This window comes from Pseudomonas sp. NBRC 111123, assembly GCF_001320205.1.
GTDB classification, from domain to species: Bacteria; Pseudomonadota; Gammaproteobacteria; order Pseudomonadales; family Pseudomonadaceae; genus Aquipseudomonas; species Aquipseudomonas putida_J.
Genome location: NZ_BCAZ01000057.1, coordinates 1 through 17,300, shown reverse-complemented (window position 1 = coordinate 17,300; position 17,300 = coordinate 1). Strand labels below are relative to the sequence as shown.

Annotated in this window: 17 protein-coding genes, 1 tRNA gene and 1 pseudogene; 12 read left to right on the top strand and 7 right to left on the bottom strand. The window is 53.9% G+C overall.

Translation table 11 applies throughout. The features are described from left to right. The first annotated feature begins 100 nt into the window (after positions 1-100). From thrS to APH27_RS26215, 10 genes are all read left to right on the top strand, one after another. On the top strand, positions 101-2,023 hold the full coding sequence (gene thrS, locus APH27_RS22540; protein WP_027920504.1) for a threonine--tRNA ligase: 1,923 nt from the start codon (positions 101-103) through the stop codon (positions 2,021-2,023). Continuing rightward, positions 2,023-2,574: a translation initiation factor IF-3 gene (gene infC / locus APH27_RS22535; protein WP_012052879.1), complete on the top strand. Its 552-nt coding sequence runs from the start codon at positions 2,023-2,025 to the stop codon at positions 2,572-2,574. The genes thrS and infC overlap by 1 nt, the downstream gene beginning before the upstream one ends. 61 nt (positions 2,575-2,635) lie before the next feature. Continuing rightward, positions 2,636-2,830: a 50S ribosomal protein L35 gene (gene rpmI, locus APH27_RS22530; protein ID WP_003250667.1), complete on the top strand. Its 195-nt coding sequence runs from the start codon at positions 2,636-2,638 to the stop codon at positions 2,828-2,830. A 27-nt stretch (positions 2,831-2,857) separates the two neighbouring features. Beyond that, positions 2,858-3,214 carry a 50S ribosomal protein L20 gene (rplT, locus tag APH27_RS22525; RefSeq protein ID WP_003250671.1) on the top strand — a complete coding sequence of 119 codons (357 nt, stop codon included), beginning with the start codon at positions 2,858-2,860 and terminating at the stop codon, positions 3,212-3,214. A gap of 109 nt (positions 3,215-3,323) precedes the next feature. Then, positions 3,324-4,340, top strand: a complete 1,017-nt coding sequence (gene pheS, locus APH27_RS22520) for a phenylalanine--tRNA ligase subunit alpha (RefSeq protein ID WP_027920503.1) — start codon at positions 3,324-3,326, stop codon at positions 4,338-4,340. A 33-nt stretch (positions 4,341-4,373) separates the two neighbouring features. Next, the gene (pheT, locus tag APH27_RS22515) at positions 4,374-6,755 is read left to right on the top strand and encodes a phenylalanine--tRNA ligase subunit beta (protein WP_060485950.1); all 2,382 of its coding nucleotides are present in this window, start codon (positions 4,374-4,376) and stop codon (positions 6,753-6,755) included. Positions 6,756-6,759: 4 nt separating this feature from the next. After that, entirely contained in the window at positions 6,760-7,062 is a 303-nt protein-coding gene (gene ihfA, locus APH27_RS22510) for an integration host factor subunit alpha (RefSeq protein WP_003250679.1), read from the top strand. Beyond that, on the top strand, positions 7,043-7,399 hold the full coding sequence (locus APH27_RS22505) for a MerR family transcriptional regulator (RefSeq protein ID WP_008100384.1): 357 nt from the start codon (positions 7,043-7,045) through the stop codon (positions 7,397-7,399). Before ihfA ends, APH27_RS22505 begins: the two co-directional genes overlap by 20 nt. 112 nt (positions 7,400-7,511) lie before the next feature. Then, positions 7,512-7,588, top strand: a tRNA-Pro gene (locus tag APH27_RS22500). Between the two features lie 171 nt (positions 7,589-7,759). Continuing rightward, positions 7,760-9,022 carry a DNA cytosine methyltransferase gene (locus APH27_RS26215; RefSeq protein ID WP_082435241.1) on the top strand — a complete coding sequence of 421 codons (1,263 nt, stop codon included), beginning with the start codon at positions 7,760-7,762 and terminating at the stop codon, positions 9,020-9,022. Between the two features lie 14 nt (positions 9,023-9,036). Here APH27_RS26215 and APH27_RS26485 read toward each other — a convergent pair whose 3' ends face one another. Together APH27_RS26485 and APH27_RS22490 are read right to left on the bottom strand one after the other, a co-directional pair. Beyond that, a complete protein-coding gene (locus tag APH27_RS26485) occupies positions 9,037-10,209 on the bottom strand; it encodes a hypothetical protein (RefSeq protein ID WP_156335902.1) in 1,173 nt (390 codons plus the stop codon). A 3-nt stretch (positions 10,210-10,212) separates the two neighbouring features. Continuing rightward, a complete protein-coding gene (locus APH27_RS22490) occupies positions 10,213-12,246 on the bottom strand; it encodes an ATP-binding protein (protein WP_060485948.1) in 2,034 nt (677 codons plus the stop codon). A 604-nt stretch (positions 12,247-12,850) separates the two neighbouring features. Here APH27_RS22490 and APH27_RS22485 point away from each other — a divergent pair. Then, complete coding sequence (locus tag APH27_RS22485; protein ID WP_177331713.1) at positions 12,851-13,993, top strand: DUF3883 domain-containing protein; 1,143 nt, start codon at positions 12,851-12,853, stop codon at positions 13,991-13,993. 91 nt (positions 13,994-14,084) lie between these two features. On the opposite strand, the pseudogene APH27_RS22480 reads toward APH27_RS22485, so the two are convergent. The 5 genes and pseudogenes from APH27_RS22480 to APH27_RS22460 form a co-directional block, all read right to left on the bottom strand. Next, positions 14,085-14,360: pseudogene (locus tag APH27_RS22480) on the bottom strand (AAA family ATPase); the annotation flags it as partial. A gap of 57 nt (positions 14,361-14,417) precedes the next feature. Beyond that, positions 14,418-14,702, bottom strand: coding sequence for a DUF3077 domain-containing protein (locus tag APH27_RS27260; protein ID WP_060485946.1), 285 nt, complete (start codon positions 14,700-14,702; stop codon positions 14,418-14,420). Positions 14,703-14,811: 109 nt separating this feature from the next. Next, positions 14,812-15,078, bottom strand: a complete 267-nt coding sequence (locus APH27_RS22470; protein WP_027920498.1) for a DUF3077 domain-containing protein — start codon at positions 15,076-15,078, stop codon at positions 14,812-14,814. A gap of 166 nt (positions 15,079-15,244) precedes the next feature. Further along, positions 15,245-15,487 (bottom strand): hypothetical protein, encoded by a 243-nt coding sequence (locus tag APH27_RS22465; protein ID WP_060485945.1) that lies wholly within the window; start codon positions 15,485-15,487, stop codon positions 15,245-15,247. A gap of 397 nt (positions 15,488-15,884) precedes the next feature. Next, positions 15,885-16,793, bottom strand: coding sequence for a DUF2167 domain-containing protein (locus APH27_RS22460; protein WP_027920496.1), 909 nt, complete (start codon positions 16,791-16,793; stop codon positions 15,885-15,887). 262 nt (positions 16,794-17,055) lie between these two features. Here APH27_RS22460 and APH27_RS26210 point away from each other — a divergent pair, with 262 nt between their 5' ends. Then, on the top strand, positions 17,056-17,253 hold the full coding sequence (locus tag APH27_RS26210) for a DUF1737 domain-containing protein (RefSeq protein ID WP_082435240.1): 198 nt from the start codon (positions 17,056-17,058) through the stop codon (positions 17,251-17,253). Positions 17,254-17,300: the final 47 nt, after the last annotated feature.

Here is a 17,300-nt window from a genome sequence, read left to right as displayed (position 1 = left end):
GAGGCAGGCTTCCCTGAAGGGAAGGCAGGTCGGATCTTGTACTGGCTCATCCCAACCCACGTGACCTTTGGTAGGGGTCACCACTAGGAGAGGAGGCGCCATGCCCGTTATTACTCTTCCCGATGGCAGTCAACGTTCGTTTGATCACGCCGTATCCGTCGCCGACGTCGCCGCTTCCATCGGCGCAGGCCTGGCCAAGGCCACCGTGGCCGGCAAGGTCGACGGCAAGCTGGTTGATGCTTGCGACCTGATCCACAACGACGCCACCCTGCAGATCATCACCCCTAAAGATGCAGAGGGACTGGAGATCATTCGTCACTCGTGTGCCCACCTGGTCGGCCACGCGGTGAAGCAGCTGTACCCGACCGCCAAGATGGTGATCGGCCCGGTGATCGACGAAGGCTTCTATTACGACATCGCCTACGAGCGCCCCTTCACCCCAGAAGACATGGCCGCCATCGAAAAGCGCATGATGGAGCTGATCGAAAAAGACTACGACGTGGTCAAGAAGGTCACCCCGCGCGCCGAAGTCATCGACGTGTTCAAGGCCCGTGGCGAAGACTACAAGCTGCGCCTGGTCGAAGACATGCCGGACGAGCAGGCCATGGGCCTGTACTACCACGAAGAATACGTCGACATGTGCCGTGGCCCGCACGTGCCGAACACGCGTTTCCTCAAGGCATTCAAGCTGACCAAGCTGTCCGGTGCCTACTGGCGCGGCGATGCCAAGAACGAGCAGCTGCAACGCGTGTACGGCACCGCCTGGGCTGACAAGAAGCAGCTGGCCGCCTACATCCAGCGCATCGAAGAAGCCGAAAAACGCGACCACCGCAAGATCGGCAAGCAGCTCGACCTCTTCCACCTGCAGGAAGAAGCCCCGGGCATGGTGTTCTGGCACGCCAACGGCTGGACCGTGTACCAGGTGCTCGAGCAGTACATGCGCCAGGTTCAGCGCGTCAACGGCTACCAGGAAATCAAGACCCCGCAGGTTGTGGACCGCATCCTCTGGGAGCGTTCCGGCCACTGGTCGAACTACGCCGAAAACATGTTCACCACTTCGTCGGAAAGCCGTGACTACGCGGTCAAGCCGATGAACTGCCCATGCCACGTGCAGGTGTTCAACCAGGGCCTGAAGAGCTACCGCGACCTGCCACTGCGCCTGGCCGAGTTCGGTGCTTGCCACCGTAACGAGCCATCCGGCGCCCTGCACGGCATCATGCGCGTGCGTGGCTTTGTGCAGGACGACGCGCACATCTTCTGCACCGAAGAACAGGTGAAGAAAGAAGCCGCCGACTTCATCAAGCTGACCCTGGATGTGTACAAGGACTTCGGCTTCACCGACATCGCCATGAAGCTGTCGACCCGCCCAGCCAAGCGTGTGGGCTCCGAAGAGCTGTGGGACCGTGCCGAAGGCGCACTGGCCGACGCCCTGAACGAGTCGGGCCTGGAGTGGGAATACCAGCCGGGCGAGGGCGCGTTCTATGGTCCGAAGATCGAGTTCACCCTGCGCGACTGCCTCGGCCGTAACTGGCAGTGTGGTACCCTGCAGTACGACCCGAACCTGCCAGAGCGCCTGGATGCCAGCTATATCGCCGAAGATAACAGCCGTGTTCGCCCGGTCATGCTGCACCGTGCAATCCTCGGTTCGTTCGAGCGCTTCATCGGCATGCTGATCGAGCACTACGCCGGCGTGTTCCCAGCGTGGCTGGCACCGACTCAGGCGGTGATCATGAACATCACCGACAAACAGGCCGATTTCGCCCTCGAGGTGGAAAATGCTCTGAACGGTAGCGGTTTCCGTGCCAAGTCGGACTTGAGAAATGAGAAGATCGGCTTTAAAATCCGCGAGCATACTTTGCTCAAGGTCCCGTACCTTTTGGTTATAGGGGATCGAGAAGTCGAAACACGAACCGTCGCTGTGCGTACTCGCGAAGGCGCAGACCTGGGCTCCATGCCCGTCGCCCAGTTCGCTGAGCTCCTGACACAAGCGGTTTCCCGGCGTGGTCGCCAAGAAACGGAGTAATGACTATTAAGCGTGAAATGAGAAACGATAAGCGTGCTGTACCGAAGGCCCCGATCAACGAGAATATCTCGGCCCGCGAGGTTCGGTTAATTGGCGCTGATGGCGAGCAGGTTGGCATCGTCTCGATTGATGAAGCGCTTCGTATCGCTGATGAAGCGAAGCTGGATCTGGTAGAAATCTCTGCAGACGCGGTACCGCCTGTCTGCAAGGTCATGGACTACGGCAAGCACCTCTTCGAGAAGAAGAAGCAGGCTAACGAAGCCAAGAAAAACCAGAAGCAGATTCAGATTAAAGAAATCAAGTTTCGTCCAGGGACGGAGGATGGGGATTACCAGGTAAAACTACGCAACCTGGTACGTTTCCTTACCGATGGGGACAAGGCCAAGATCTCTCTGAGATTCCGTGGTCGTGAGATGGCCCACCAGGAGCTGGGCATGGAGCTGTTGAAGCGGGTTGAAGCTGACCTCGCCGAATACGGCACCGTTGAGCAGCATCCGAAGATGGAAGGACGCCAGCTTATGATGGTCATCGCCCCCAAGAAAAAGAAGTAATCTCCCGGGCACGGCAGGCCTGATGATTATTGTGTAATTTTTATCGAATGCGGAGTTCAACATGCCAAAAATGAAAACCAAGAGCGGTGCTGCGAAGCGCTTCCTGAAGACAGCTTCGGGCTTCAAGCACAAGCACGCTTTCAAGAGCCACATCCTGACCAAAATGTCGACCAAGCGTAAGCGTCAACTGCGCGGTGCCAGCTTGCTGCACCCGTCCGACGTGGCAAAAGTCGAGCGCATGCTGCGCGTTCGTTAATTCTGGTTAAGATAGAGGAAGTTACTCATGGCTCGTGTTAAGCGCGGCGTTATCGCTCGTAAGCGTCACAAAAAAATTCTGAAACTGGCTAAAGGTTACTACGGTGCACGTTCGCGCGTATTCCGTGTTGCCAAGCAAGCGGTCATCAAGGCAGGCCAATACGCCTACCGCGACCGTCGCCAGAAGAAGCGTCAGTTCCGCGCACTGTGGATCGCTCGTATCAACGCCGGTGCCCGCACCAACGGTCTGTCCTACAGCCGTCTGATTGCTGGCCTGAAAAAGGCTTCGATCGAAATCGACCGTAAGGTTCTGGCCGATCTGGCAGTGAACGAAAAAGCGGCGTTTGCTGCGATTGTCGAGAAAGCTAAAGCCGTTCTGGCTTAAGTACCCGCGACAATCACCCGGCGGCGCGTGCGCTGCCGGGCATTGAACGTCATCGATAGGGGAAGAGCCTTCAAAGCTCTTCCCCTATTTTCGTATCTGGAGTCTGTACATGGAAAACCTGGATGCGCTGGTCTCCCAAGCCCTAGAGGCCGTCGAGCGCGCTGAAGACATCACTACCCTGGAACAGATCCGGGTTCAGTACCTCGGCAAGAAGGGCGAACTGACCCAGGTGATGAAGACCCTGGGCAACCTGCCAGCCGATGAGCGCCCGAAAGTCGGCGCCCTGATCAACGACGCCAAAGAGCGCGTCACCGTCGTGCTCAACGCACGCAAGGCTGCCTTCGAAGAGGCCGAGCTCAGCGCTCGCCTGGCCGCCGAATGCATCGACGTGACCCTGCCAGGCCGTGGCCAGACCACCGGCGGGCTGCACCCGATCACCCGTACTCTCGAGCGCATCGAGCAGTTCTTCACCCACATCGGCTACGGCATCGCCGAAGGCCCTGAGGTCGAAGACGACTACCACAACTTCGAAGCGCTCAACATCCCTGGCCACCACCCGGCCCGGGCGATGCACGACACCTTCTACTTCAATGCCAACATGCTGCTGCGCACCCACACCTCGCCGGTGCAGGTGCGGACCATGGAGTCCACCCAGCCGCCAATCCGCATTGTTTGCCCGGGCCGCGTGTACCGCTGCGACTCGGATATCACCCACTCGCCGATGTTCCACCAGGTCGAAGGCCTGCTGATCGACCGCGGCATCAACTTCGCCGACCTCAAGGGCACCATCGAAGAATTCCTGCGGGTGTTCTTCGAGAAAGAACTGGCCGTGCGCTTCCGCCCGTCGTTCTTCCCGTTCACCGAGCCGTCCGCCGAAGTCGACATCCAGTGCGTGATGTGTTCCGGCAAGGGCTGCCGCGTGTGCAAGCAAACCGGCTGGCTGGAAGTCATGGGCTGCGGCATGGTGCACCCGAACGTGCTGCGCATGTCTGGCATCGACCCGGAAGAGTTCCAGGGCTTCGCCTTCGGCATGGGCGCCGAGCGCCTGGCCATGCTGCGCTATGGCGTCAACGATTTGCGTCTGTTCTTCGACAACGACCTGCGCTTCCTCGCGCAATTCCGCTAGGTCAATGCCCGACGCAACTTTCAGGAGAACAGCATGAAATTCAGTGAACAGTGGCTGCGCGGTTGGGTAAACCCGCAAGTCTCCCGTGACGAACTGGTCGCCCGCCTGTCCATGGCTGGCCTCGAAGTCGACAGCGTTACCCCCGCTGCCGGCCAGTTCAGCGGCATCGTCGTGGGCGAGATCCTCGCCACCGAACAACACCCGGACGCCGACAAGCTGCGCGTGTGCCAGGTGAGCAACGGCCAGGAAACCTTCCAGGTCGTGTGCGGCGCGCCTAATGCCCGCCCAGGTATCAAGATCCCGTTCGCCATGATCGGCGCCGAGCTGCCAGGTGACTTCAAGATCAAGAAGGCCAAGCTGCGCGGCGTCGAGTCGTTCGGCATGCTCTGCTCGGCCGCCGAGCTGCAGATCAGCGAAGAAAACGACGGCCTGCTGGAACTGGCTGCCGACGCCCCGGTGGGCGAAGACATCCGCCAGTACCTGAGCCTGGACGACGCCAGCATCGAGATCGGCCTGACCCCGAACCGCGGTGACTGCCTGTCCATCGCAGGCCTGGCCCGCGACGTTAGCGCCCTGTACAACGTGCCGGTCACCCGCCCGGTGGTGCCAGCCGTAGCCCCAGCCCATGACGAAGTGCGCCCGGTCGAAGTCAGCGCCCCGGCCGCCTGCCCACGCTACCTCGGCCGCGTCATCCGCAACGTCGACCTGAGCAAGCCGACCCCGCTGTGGATGGTCGAGCGCCTGCGCCGCAGCGACGTGCGCAGCATCGACGCCGCCGTCGACATCACGAACTACGTGATGCTCGAACTCGGCCAGCCGATGCACGCCTTCGACCTCGCCGAAATCAACGGCGGCATCCGCGTGCGCATGGCTGAAGAAGGCGAGAAACTCGTCCTGTTCGACGGCCAGGAAGTGGCCCTGCGTGCCGACACCCTGGTTATCGCCGACCACACCCGCGCCCTGGCCATCGCCGGCGTCATGGGTGGCGAACACAGCGGTGTGAACACCGAAAAAACCCGCGACCTGTTCCTCGAAAGCGCCTTCTTCGAGCCGATCTCCGTCGCTGGCAAGGCCCGTTCCTACGGCCTGCACACCGATGCCTCGCACCGCTACGAGCGCGGCGTCGACTCGCAGCTGGCCCGCGAAGCCATCGAGCGCGCCACCCAGCTGATCCTCGACATCGTCGGCGGCGAAGCCGGCCCGGTGGTCGAAGCCGTCAGCGAACAGCACCTGCCGAACGTCGCCCCGGTTACCCTGCGCGCCGAACGCATCACCCAGATGCTCGGCATGCAGATGGACCCGGCCCAGGTCGAGCAACTGCTCAACAACCTTGGCCTGGCGACTACGGCTAACGGGGCAGGGCAGTGGACCGTCAACGTCCCAAGCCACCGCTTCGACATCAGCCTGGAAGTCGACCTGATCGAAGAGCTGGCCCGCCTGTACGGTTACAACAACCTGCCAGTGCGCTACCCGCAAGCCCGCCTCGCGCCGCAAGCCCGCCCGGAAACCCGTGGCGAGCTGCCTAACCTGCGCCGCCTGCTGGTTGCCCGCGGCTACCAGGAAGCCATCACCTACAGCTTCATCGACCCGAAACTGTTCGAGCTGTTCAGCCCAGGCGTAGAGCCGCTGCTGCTGGCCAACCCGATCTCCAACGACATGGCCGCCATGCGCGCCTCGTTGTGGCCGGGCCTGGTCAAGGCGCTGCAGCACAACCTCAACCGCCAGCAAGACCGCGTGCGCCTGTTCGAAAGCGGCCTGCGCTTCGTCGGCCAGCTCGGTAACCTGCAGCAGCAGCCCATGATCGCTGGCGTCGTCACCGGCAGCCGCCTGCCGGAAGGCTGGGCCAACGGCCGCGACACCATCGACTTCTTCGACGTCAAGGCCGACGTGGAAGCCCTGCTGGGCTACAGCGGCGCCCTGAGCGACTTCACCTTCGCCGCCGGCAAGCACCCAGCCCTGCACCCTGGCCAGACCGCTGTAATCCAGCGCGACGGCAAGGACGTCGGCTACCTCGGCGCCCTCCACCCGGAGCTTGCCAAAGCCCTGGACCTGGACCGCCCGGTGTTCGTCTTCGAGCTGGTGTTGGGTGATGTGGTCGAAGGCCGCCTGCCGAAATTCAGCGAACTCTCCAAGTTCCCGGAAACCCGTCGCGACCTGGCTTTGATTGCAGGACGTGATGTAGCTTCTCAAGATGTGCTTGAAGTAATTCGTGACAATGCAGGCGAATGGCTCACAGACCTCAGGCTGTTTGATGTCTACCAAGGTAAAGGCATTGATCCTGATAGAAAAAGCCTTGCCGTCGGCTTGACCTGGCAGCATCCATCGCGCACTCTTAACGACGATGAGGTGAACACTACCCTGCAAAACATCCTCACCTCGCTCGAACAAAGGTTGAACACCACGTTAAGGAAATAACGGCATGGGTGCTCTGACGAAAGCTGAGATGGCCGAAAGGCTGTACGAGGAGCTGGGGCTTAACAAGCGTGAGGCCAAGGAGCTGGTCGAGCTGTTTTTTGAAGAAATTCGGCACGCACTTGAAGAGAACGAGCAGGTCAAGTTGTCCGGTTTTGGCAACTTCGACCTTCGCGACAAACGCCAGCGGCCGGGCCGCAACCCCAAAACAGGGGAAGAGATCCCGATCACTGCACGGCGCGTCGTCACCTTTCGTCCAGGGCAGAAGTTGAAGGCCCGGGTTGAGGCCTATGCTGGAACCAAGCCATAACGACGAACTGCCCCCCATACCGGGCAAACGCTACTTCACCATTGGTGAAGTGAGCGAGTTGTGTGCCGTAAAGCCACACGTGCTGCGGTATTGGGAGCAGGAGTTTCCTCAGCTCAACCCTGTGAAGCGGCGGGGGAACCGGCGGTATTATCAGCGGCAAGATGTGCTGATGATTCGCCAGATTCGCGCGCTGCTTTATGACCAGGGGTTTACCATTGGCGGGGCGCGGTTGCGGCTCTCCAGTGATGAGGTGAAGGATGAATCGAGCCAGTACAAGCAGCTGATTCGGCAGATGATTGTCGAGTTGGAGGATGTGTTGGTGGTGTTGAAGAAGTAGGCTGGTTTCTGATGAGTGGAAAATTTTTTGAGAAAAAGGTTTCATTTATCAGAAGGTTAGGGTACATTCTTCAACGTTCTCGGTAAGATTGAGAACATGCTTCAAGCCCAGTCGGGGCGTAGCGCAGCCCGGTAGCGCACTTGCATGGGGTGCAAGGGGTCGAGTGTTCGAATCACTCCGTCCCGACCATATTTAAAGGCTGACCAGTAATGGTCAGCCTTTTTCGTTTTAAGCACATTTTTGATTGCAATGTTGTGGTCCAAAGAACTGGTCCCTAATTAGGTTGTCGTTTGGCAAATATTTGAATGTTTAATTGCCATTTGCTACTATTGGTGGGTTTTTCTTATCGGTGGCAGGTTGATGGCGCAGATTCTGAATATCAATAGAACAGGGAAATTCATTGACCTTTTTTCTGGTTGTGGCGGGCTTTCTTTAGGATTAATGCAAGCAGGCTGGGAAGGTATCTTTGCTATTGAAAAGACTGAAGCAGCGTTTTCTACTTTGAGCAGCAACTTGCTGAGTCAAGGTAGGTATAGTTACGCATGGCCAGACTGGTTACCGCGGAAGAACATGGAGGTCGGCGAATTAATTGCTAACCATGTTGATGATTTGCGAGAGCTTAGAGGGACGGTAGATTTAATAGCTGGTGGTCCACCATGCCAGGGTTTTTCCACGGCAGGTAAACGGGATCCTAATGACCCAAGGAATAAGCTGGCTGAGCAATATATAAAAGTTGTTGAGTTGGTGCGCCCAAGTTATCTCATTTTAGAAAATGTCAGAGGTTTTAACCTTTCCTTTAAAAAGGACGAATCCAAAGGTCAAGAGCAAAATTTTCCATATTCTCTAGTTGTAAAAAAGAAATTAGAAGAAATTGGCTATGGGGTATCCTTTAAGGTAGTCAAAAGCTCTGATTGGGGGGTTCCGCAGCACCGCCCTAGATTTATTCTCATAGCTAAATATGGTGTGAGTAGTAATGATTTTGATCCATTTTCTGACATTGATTTGTTTAGAGAAAAATTTTTGCGCGCCAAGGGGCTTAGAGTAGATCGCCCAGTTTCGGCAGGTGAGGCGATTCAGGATCTTGAGACATTTGGGAAGAAGTTGATCCCCAATGAAGATTCCCAGCGTAATGGCTTTTACGAGTTATCATATCAGCCACCTCAGCATTTGAATGGATTTTTGAGTTTAGTTAGAGCTGGTCTCGAAAATGAGTCTCCTAATAGCATGAGACTGGCGCGTCATTCTGACGCAGTCAGATCTAAGTTTTCTGATATTCTCAAGAATTGCCCCCGTGGAGTGACAGTTAGCAAGTCTTACAAAGCAGAGATGGTAATTAAGAAGCAGGCTATTACCCCACTGTGCAAAGACTTGCCATCAGCTACAGTAACCACCTTGCCAGACGATATAATTCATTACGCAGAGCCAAGAATTCTTACTGTTCGTGAAAATGCTCGATTGCAAACCTTTCCCGACTGGTTTGAGTTTACTGGTGCGTATACTACCGGTGGCAAGCAGAGAAAAAATACTTGCCCTCGCTACACTCAAGTCGGAAATGCAGTTCCACCGCTTTTGGCTGAAGCAATGGGGCTTTTGATTGAGGTGGAAATGAGACGGGCCATCTAAGATGGCCCGTAATTTTAGTGTAAACCCATTAGCCTATCATACTCATCGATGTTCCATCCTGCTTCCTTTAATAACTCTTTCATCTCATCAGCGCAGATCTTTTTGAGAGCGGGATCACTGTCCAAATGAGAGTCGATATTTAAAGAACCGCAGAAGTTATTTACTGCTTTCGATTTGTCACTCCTCTTGGTCTCATCGTTAAACTCCCGCGTTACAAACCCTACAGCTTCACCTAGCCCCAACTGATCCATTGCGATTGTTGCGTTTTTAGTAATTCTCATCACATAAGAAAACATGTCTGGATAATCGTTTCCTTCGTGAACTTTATACTTCATGGTGCTGACAACTTCTAGTCGAGCCCCATGCTCATGAATTAGTTTTATTACCCAGAATATAAAACAGACCTGAAGTATTTCGGAGAGCTCTGATTCGGGTATGCTTTCATCGATAAGCGATTTCTTTGTTTGTATATATTCGTGAATATTTTTTCGATGAGTCTCGATGGCTGCAACGAAAGAAGCGTCGTCTATTAGGCTCGCAGTGAATATTCTATTTAAATCTTCCAGTAGATCCTTAGCTATACCTTCTTTGTCGGCGCGGGTTGTAAGGAAGAATAGCCATGGAGTTCCGGTCATGCTGTTTAGTTGATGAGTGAATAGCGTCATCATTGAATTGATGGTTCTTTTTTGAAAAACTCCATCGCAGAGATCTAGGTTTATTAGGTGATAAGAGCCTGTGTTTTTTATTCTTCCCAAAGCCAGGGATTTTTCTTCAGCGAGCGCTTGAAAATTGAAGTTCTCGACTTTTGAATTTACGTCGACATTGTTCCTGTCTAGCAGTTCACTTAATCTAAGGTCAGCTTTTTCTTTACCTTGTGCACTATCGATAAAACCATGAACAAATAGCTTTTTATCAGCGTGCTTTGAGTCGGAAAGCTTTTTGCTGAAGTAGCTTATGTCTAATAGATCGCTTCCAGGTAAACCGAAATAGCGAATCGTTTCAATTGAGCGATATTCGGTGAAGCGCGAAATCAAAAAGTCGATATGCTTCCACCATTGATGACAGCGTACGAACTGCTTTCTTGGTTTATGCCAGGGCTGAAAAACACGGGCTTCTTGAGGTTTTGCAAGACTAGCTACTTCGCTCAAGTCGATGATTGCTTCATCACTTTCAAAAAAGTTAGTCATGCTTTAACCCTCAAAACTTACGACTTTGATAATGTCTTCGATCAATTGCTCGCGTTGACTCGCATTTAAATAATTAAGGAGGCCATAGCTTTCTAATATTTGAATGAGAGCTTCCGTTTTGGCCTCAATTGCGAGTGATTTAGTACTGTTTGTAGAGTTGAGATTGGAGATTTCAACAAAGCGCTGCCTTTCAATTTTAATTGATTCCATTGGAAGGTCGGAAACTTTTAACTTTTCCTTTGATGTAGAAGTCGCTTTGTCGCCATCAGTCAAGTAAAGGCTGCTGACTTCGGAGAAGTCGTATCCGCTCCGCTGGATACTATCCATTACTATTTTTGTCAGGTTGTTTCCATATTGCTCGTTTCTATGATTGGCATTGGCTTTTACAGCATCTTTCTTAATCGCTTTGTATTTATTAACTACCTGTCTGATGGCTTGGTGTAGCCACTTCATGATTATTTGGTAGTGAGGGTGCGATATGTTAAATGACTCGCGGTCTATGTTTAGTGCTGAGTCTAGCCCTTTATTGACAAATATTTCTATAGTTAACTGACTTTTGATTGTGTGCTCTGCAACTTGGTGCTTCATGAATGTTTCATCAAAAAGCGTACCAGATGAATTGTTTACACGTATAAGAGAGCCATTGTGATCTTTAGGGATGATTTTTGGTGCCCACAGTATATAGGCGTCGAAAGACAGAGCTCCGCCTGAGTCTTGAGCTTGCAGTGTGGATAGGTCGGGTGAAAAACTGCCAATGAAAAGGATGGGGTCCTTAACTGCCGCCCCGGATTTTGGTAGATCTTTGAATTTTATAGGTCTAAATAGCTTGACGCCATCTACAATAACATTGAAGTCGATACTTTTGTAAGCGCCGGAATCTGGCAGAATATCTTTGATTGGTATGTCTAAGTTGAATTCTTTACATTGCTCTTTGAGTTTGTTATGAATTACAAAGATTTTGCTGATATCCTTTACGGAGTTCTCGAAAGGATGTTTGTCAATGTAGTTTAGTGGTACCGAAAGGCTTAGTGTCCAAAGCATGTTTAGGTAGTTGTCAAGGACAATATTTAGCTTTGGATTTGTAGTGTTTTTTGTGAGTGAAAGAATGCCGTCGTAGAGTTTTGGTAGCCTTACCTCAGGTGCATCGCTTGGATCCCAAGGAAGGTTAGGTTCCCTTTCTTCATCTTCATAGTACTCGAAGCCATCTTTTCCGAAGTAGTTTCCAACATGGAATGTAGGCTTTTCGAGTTTAGAAGAATCTAATATGTCATCGGACTGGCTTTGGTCACGATCTGTTTCCGCGGATTCCTGCCCCCATATATCTATACTTCTCAGCTGATCACGAGCACTTTTCTTTATATTTCTTAGGATGATGTCTGTGCCGTGGGCGTGTAGGTTATCTGTTTGCTCTGTCCAGATTTCTACTTCACCAGTTTCAAAGCTGGCGCCACGTACTTCGGATTCGTTTTTTAATGATTCTTGAAGTTTTCGTTCTACTTCTTGGATGTACTCTTCAGAGTAGTTGTGAAGCCTGACTTTTGCTTTGAGATAGTAATCGGTGTCTCGTTGTTTTGTGACAATGTCAAAGTCTCTAGTAAGCTGGGCGACACTAAATAAGCCGATTCCTATTTTGCCAATGAGCTTTCTTTTTTTTACCTTACTGAGGCTAGTGTCCGAATCGTCAGTTACAGAGAGCTCTTTTCCTTTTCTGCTCCGTTTAGCGCTGGCTCCCACGTGGTTAAGAAGATTGACCAATGTCTCTACGGACATTCCATTGCCATCATCTCGAACTGTTATCGTCTCGAAGCGTGGTACATCGGTTTCAATTATTACATTTTCTGCATCTGCGTCATACGCGTTCGATATTAGTTCACGTATGGCTGAGCCAGGAAGTCTATAGATTCCGTCGGTTACACGTGCTAGAACTTTTTCATCAGTTTCTAATTTGGTTTTCGCACTTAATCCAGTGTGTTTGAAGTTTTTGATTCGGTCTACTAGCTCAATTTCATGTGAGCTGAATGATGCTGTACTGTTCATATTTTATCCATAAATATAATCAGCTAGAAGATTTTGCTATTAGCGATTTATTGGGGTAGCTACCTGTCAGGCCAGCGGATGACATGCCGATGTGGTATGGTGGTGGCTACTTGCTATTAATCCATAAACCAACCTGAAATGCTAGGTCCAGCTTCAAGAAGAAGGCAAAGGATCTTCGTAGTCGTCGGCCTGTGGTTTTATGAGGGTGGAAGGTTGTGGTGGATCGTCTCGAGGTCTCCCTTTCAGCCGAATAGGCGCTCAGAGTAGTCTTGATCTGGGAAGTGGTGTTACTGGACCAGCCTGCGGCGACCTGCGAGCTAAAAAGGAACGTCGTGATTCTGTCTAAGGTTGGGTTCGCGAAAGCCATACACTCATCTGATAGCCTACAGTGACCAAACCCAGCCATTACGCACTGCCAAAAAACGACGGCGGAGTGTGTTATCAAACGGTCCGGTCCATAGCGCGGCTGGGTGAGCGATGCTGCTCGAGCTGAAAGACCGACGAGCTTGCCTGTGTCATCAGCCTGCGAGGCCTGGCCTCGCTTGATTTTGTGTAGGAAAAAGCTGAGAGTGTCTGCGAAAAATACCGACAGGATGCGCAGCCAGTGCCTCAGCTATCCCTACTGAAAAGCCCCGCTGCTGTACAGGCCGCAATGGATGAGTTTTCGCATCTAGGGCGAGTGGCGTTTCTCAAACGCTATGGCTTCGGTAAGTCCAAAGACTACATGGTCCGGAACCCTCGTACTGGGGAGCCGTGCGATTCCAAGGCGATCGTCGGTGTTGCCTTTGGTAAGCAGTTTCCTAATCAAGGAGCGCTTGCAGCGGAGGATTTCTCTGGTGGTGAAATGACCGTGGTTCCGCTGCTTCAGACTTTGGGTTTTGTCGTTATGCGGGTTGGTGAAGATTGGACGGAAGCTGAGGTTCAATCCACAGTCACTGACTACTTCGAAATGCTTCGCCTGGAAGCTGCTGGAGTGGCTTACAACAAGTCTGGGCACAATGAGACTCTGCGTAAGCAGTTGAGAGGGCGAAGCAAAGCCTCCGTGGAGCTTAAACACCAAAACATCAGTGCTGTTCTCAATGGTATGGGCTTGCCTTTCATCCAAGGCTACAAACCTCGTGGCAACAGCCAATTGCTGTTACGCAAAGTTGTCCAAGATTACGTGTTTCGACATTCGGCCGAAGTCAGCAAGATCGTCGATGGGTTGGAGGAAGTGAAGAGTCCAGCGCAGAAATCTTACTCTGCAGTGCTGGTCGAATCTCCGGTGATGGAGGAGCGGCAAAGGCTCGTCGCGTCTACACGTTCTCGGCCACGTCTACCGCGCAAGTTTGACTACGCCGCTCGGGACGAAGCGAATCGCAAGCTCGGGCGACTGGGGGAGGATTGGGTGATTGGCTACGAGCAGCACCGTCTGACGTTGATAGGCCATCCTGAGCTGTTTCAGAGTTTGGAGTGGATTTCTGACACTCAAGGCGATGGAGCTGGCTACGACATTCTCTCGTTTGAAAGCGATGTTCTTCATCGTTATATCGAAGTGAAGACGACGAATGGGGGGATCGCGTCCCCGTTTATCGTTAGCCACAACGAGCTGGAATTTTCTGCTGAAGCCGGGGAACAGTTTTACCTTTACCGAGTTTTCCAGCTTAGCGGTGAGCCGAAACTCTTCATTTTGCGGGGTGATTTGTCCAGTCAGCTGTATCTAAAACCGCTGGATTACCGGGCCAGCTTTCGCGAGCACTTTAAGTAGAGTTGGGTAACCAAACGAATCTGTTTGCTTTGATTTAGGGCACTGGAGCCACTTGGCCTCCTTTCTGGGGCAAGCTTACTGCTTAAAAAAGTTTGGTCTCGCTCGGATGCTGGCCTTGGATGGACACCTCACCGCGCTTTATGCGCGCACTCATCTCAGGCCCGGCCCACCAGGTCGAATCCAGTCCGCCTTCACGGGCAAGTGCTTCGATCACGCCGCCCTGGGCGGTTTCGGCGAGTAGGCGCAGGGCCTTGTACAGATTGGATTTACCGCTACCGTTGGCACCCGTCACCAGATTGAGTTGGCCTAGTGGCAAGACAAGGTGATTGATCGAGCGGTAATTGCCGATGGCGAGGGTGGTGAGCATCCGGTGCGTCCCAGCTTGAACTGAGTGGCCGATTGTGGCTGAACTGGGGCGGCGTTACTACCGGTCAGCTGGGGTTCGGGAGTGAGGGCGGATGTGTTCGAGTTCATCAAACAGGGCGCGAACCATCATGTTGAGGTAGCGGGAGGTAGCGACTCTGCGGTGGTCGCCTAACATGACGCCGGTGTGGTTGAGATAGCGGGCGCAGTCCAACAGTTTCGAAGCTTGTTCTTTGGCTTGGAGGGTAGGTATCCCGGGGATGGTGGTGATCAGTTGTTGGGATGGTTTGTAGCTGGGGGCCGGAATGTTGTCGCTCCCACTACTCGGGGTGTTGTTTTGGGGCATCTGTGAAATCTCCTGGAACCGGCGCAGGGGCCTGGATTGCTGGGGCCGCGTTGCGGCCCTTTCGCGATACAAGGCCGCTCCTACACTGGGTGGCGCCGGTGCTGACGGTTCAATCTTTCATCATGCCCAGTTCGGCATCATCGAGCAGGGCCTTGGCCAGGGCGCTGAGGTAGTGAGAGGCCCAGAGCAGTTGGGGTTTGTCTTCCATCAGGCCGTCGATGGTCAGGTCGCGGACGTAGCCCATCAGTTCAGAGGCCTGTTCGCGGGCACTTTGGCAAGGGATGCCGGGTTCGATGCGGAAGAGTGGATGGGTCTGGTTATCGCCTTGGTAGAAGGTGGTTTTGCCGACTGTGAAATGGGTTTCTTCGGTGGCCATTGATTGATCTCCCTGAAGTTATAACTGCCTGGGCTGGCCCTATCGCTGGCAAGCCGGGATCCCACAGGTTCACCACGCGTCTGAGGGGCGTCTTCAACCTCAACGGCGGTGCTGTGCGAGTGGGTTAGTCTGCGAAAGCGTCAGGCTAGGCAAATCATGATGCTGATTAATGCTGCGTCTGCGGGTCGGCTGGTTTCTGGATTTGAACCAGCGCTGATTCGAGCAATTTACGCAGGGTTTCGAGCTCGTGCATTGACGTCATGATCAACAGCGACACGGGGGACTTGGGTTGCATCAGCATTGCCTGCTGGGCAACGACTTCCGCACAAAGTGCGTAGTCAGCCGCCATCATCAGCGTGTCTTCGAGGGAGTGGAGATTATGGGGTGGGTCTGGAACTATCTTCAGCATGCTTACGCTCCAACAATGGTTGAGCTGCGATCCACCTCGCTGTCAAACGGGAGGGTGGCAGCTGTACGCGGGTTGACAGACCGAGATTGTTGGCACTCGGCGCACAATAATGTGCCCGCACGTACAGCCGCCATAAGCGTATGCACACGGACAACAATCGACGGTCTGTCAAAACCGATCGCTGAATTGGCAGCGACCGGCCGAGACTAGAATCCACATTGAGCATGTGCAACGAAAAACAGGCGTCGGCAGTATCTTTGGGAAAGGTCCTACAAGGAAGGGGCTATATCTGATTTTATTAGCCAAAGGGCGTAACAATATGTGACTGCTCAGCCCCATAATCCGGCTCGAGCAATCGCGCCGCTGGTCCATCCAGCAAGGATGAGCCAGGCCACAATCAGGCCCGCTTGCGCTTGAACAGCTTGCCGAAGAACCCAGCGATAGCCACCAACCCCAGCACGATAAACTTCTTGAACGCCAGCAAGGCAACCCCAATCTTGGCGAATAGCCCCGCCTTGGCGGCGATGCCACCGGCGACCAGGGCGGCCAGGCCGTAGGGCGCCAGCTTGTCGGTCTTGGCGTCGTAGTCGGCGTATCGGTTGCCGTCGGTAAAGTTGGTGAAGGCGAGGATCTTCGGCGTTTCCTGCTTGATGGTCTGCAGGTCGGCCATCGCCGCCACGGCGTTCAGCTCCAGCACGCCCTCGCGGCCCAGCACGCGGATGCTGTAGTTCAGCGTGGTCTGGTCGGCGTCTTCGGCCTTCAACTCGCGTGCCCAGTACATCTTGTGGGTAGCCTGATCGTAGCTCGGTGGCTCGGCCCAGCCCAACAGTGTCAGGCCGGCATAGCCTTGCTCGCGACGCGCCTTGTTGTCTTCCTCGTCATCGGCCTTCATCTGTTCGAGCAGGTCGGCGTAGTCGATCTTGGCTGCGTCATCGTCGGAAATGTGGCCGTCGTTCTTGTAGCTGATGATCACGCCCCAGCCGTTGTCGGCCAGTGGGTTGACGGCGGTCGGGATGATCATGCCGAGGGTCTTGAAGCCCGGTGGGTTGCCCCAGCCTTCGGTCAGCAGGCGTTCGGTGTCGTCCGGCGACAGGTAGTAGAACGCGTTGTTGAGTTGCAGGCTGGCGATGCCGCTGGGCAGGGTGATGTTGCCGTGCTGTGGCTTGAGCGTGGCCAGCCACTGTTCGGCGGTCTGCTGCGGTTGTTCACTGGCGGTTGGCGCAGACGCGGGAGTGCTGGCGGCAATGGCGGGCAAAGTGGTTGCGCAAAGCAACACTGCCGCCAATAGCTGGCGCAGGTGTTTCATTGTAGTCCCTTACAATTTGAATTAATTTGGCCGCGCAGGATAACTGAAGGAACTGGCCAATCCCCAGAATTTCATGTTCGTTTCAATGCGCCAGCCTTTTGCTTCGAACATTGGTGCAGCCGCTGCCATACACTGTGTTGGATTGTTCGCGAGTGAACTTGCTCTTGCAGGGCCACACTCCAGACGCCATCTGACCGTAGCCTTCCGCCTGCCAAAAACAGTATTTTCGGAATACACACTTACTACCGCAAGAAGCGAACAGATGATTCAACCACCGGATGGATTACCGATTTACCGGGTGCTGACCGGCCCCGATGACGCTTCCTTTTGCCACCGGGTCAGTGATGCCTTGAAGCTGGGTTATCAACTCCATGGCGGGCCTGCACTCACGCTTAATGGCAAAGATGTGATGGTGGCGCAGGCTGTTATCTGGCCAGAGGCGCATGACATTTCGTCATGAGGGAGCAAGGTTGTTCGTCTTGGTATTTGTAGCGCCTGCGAGATCGA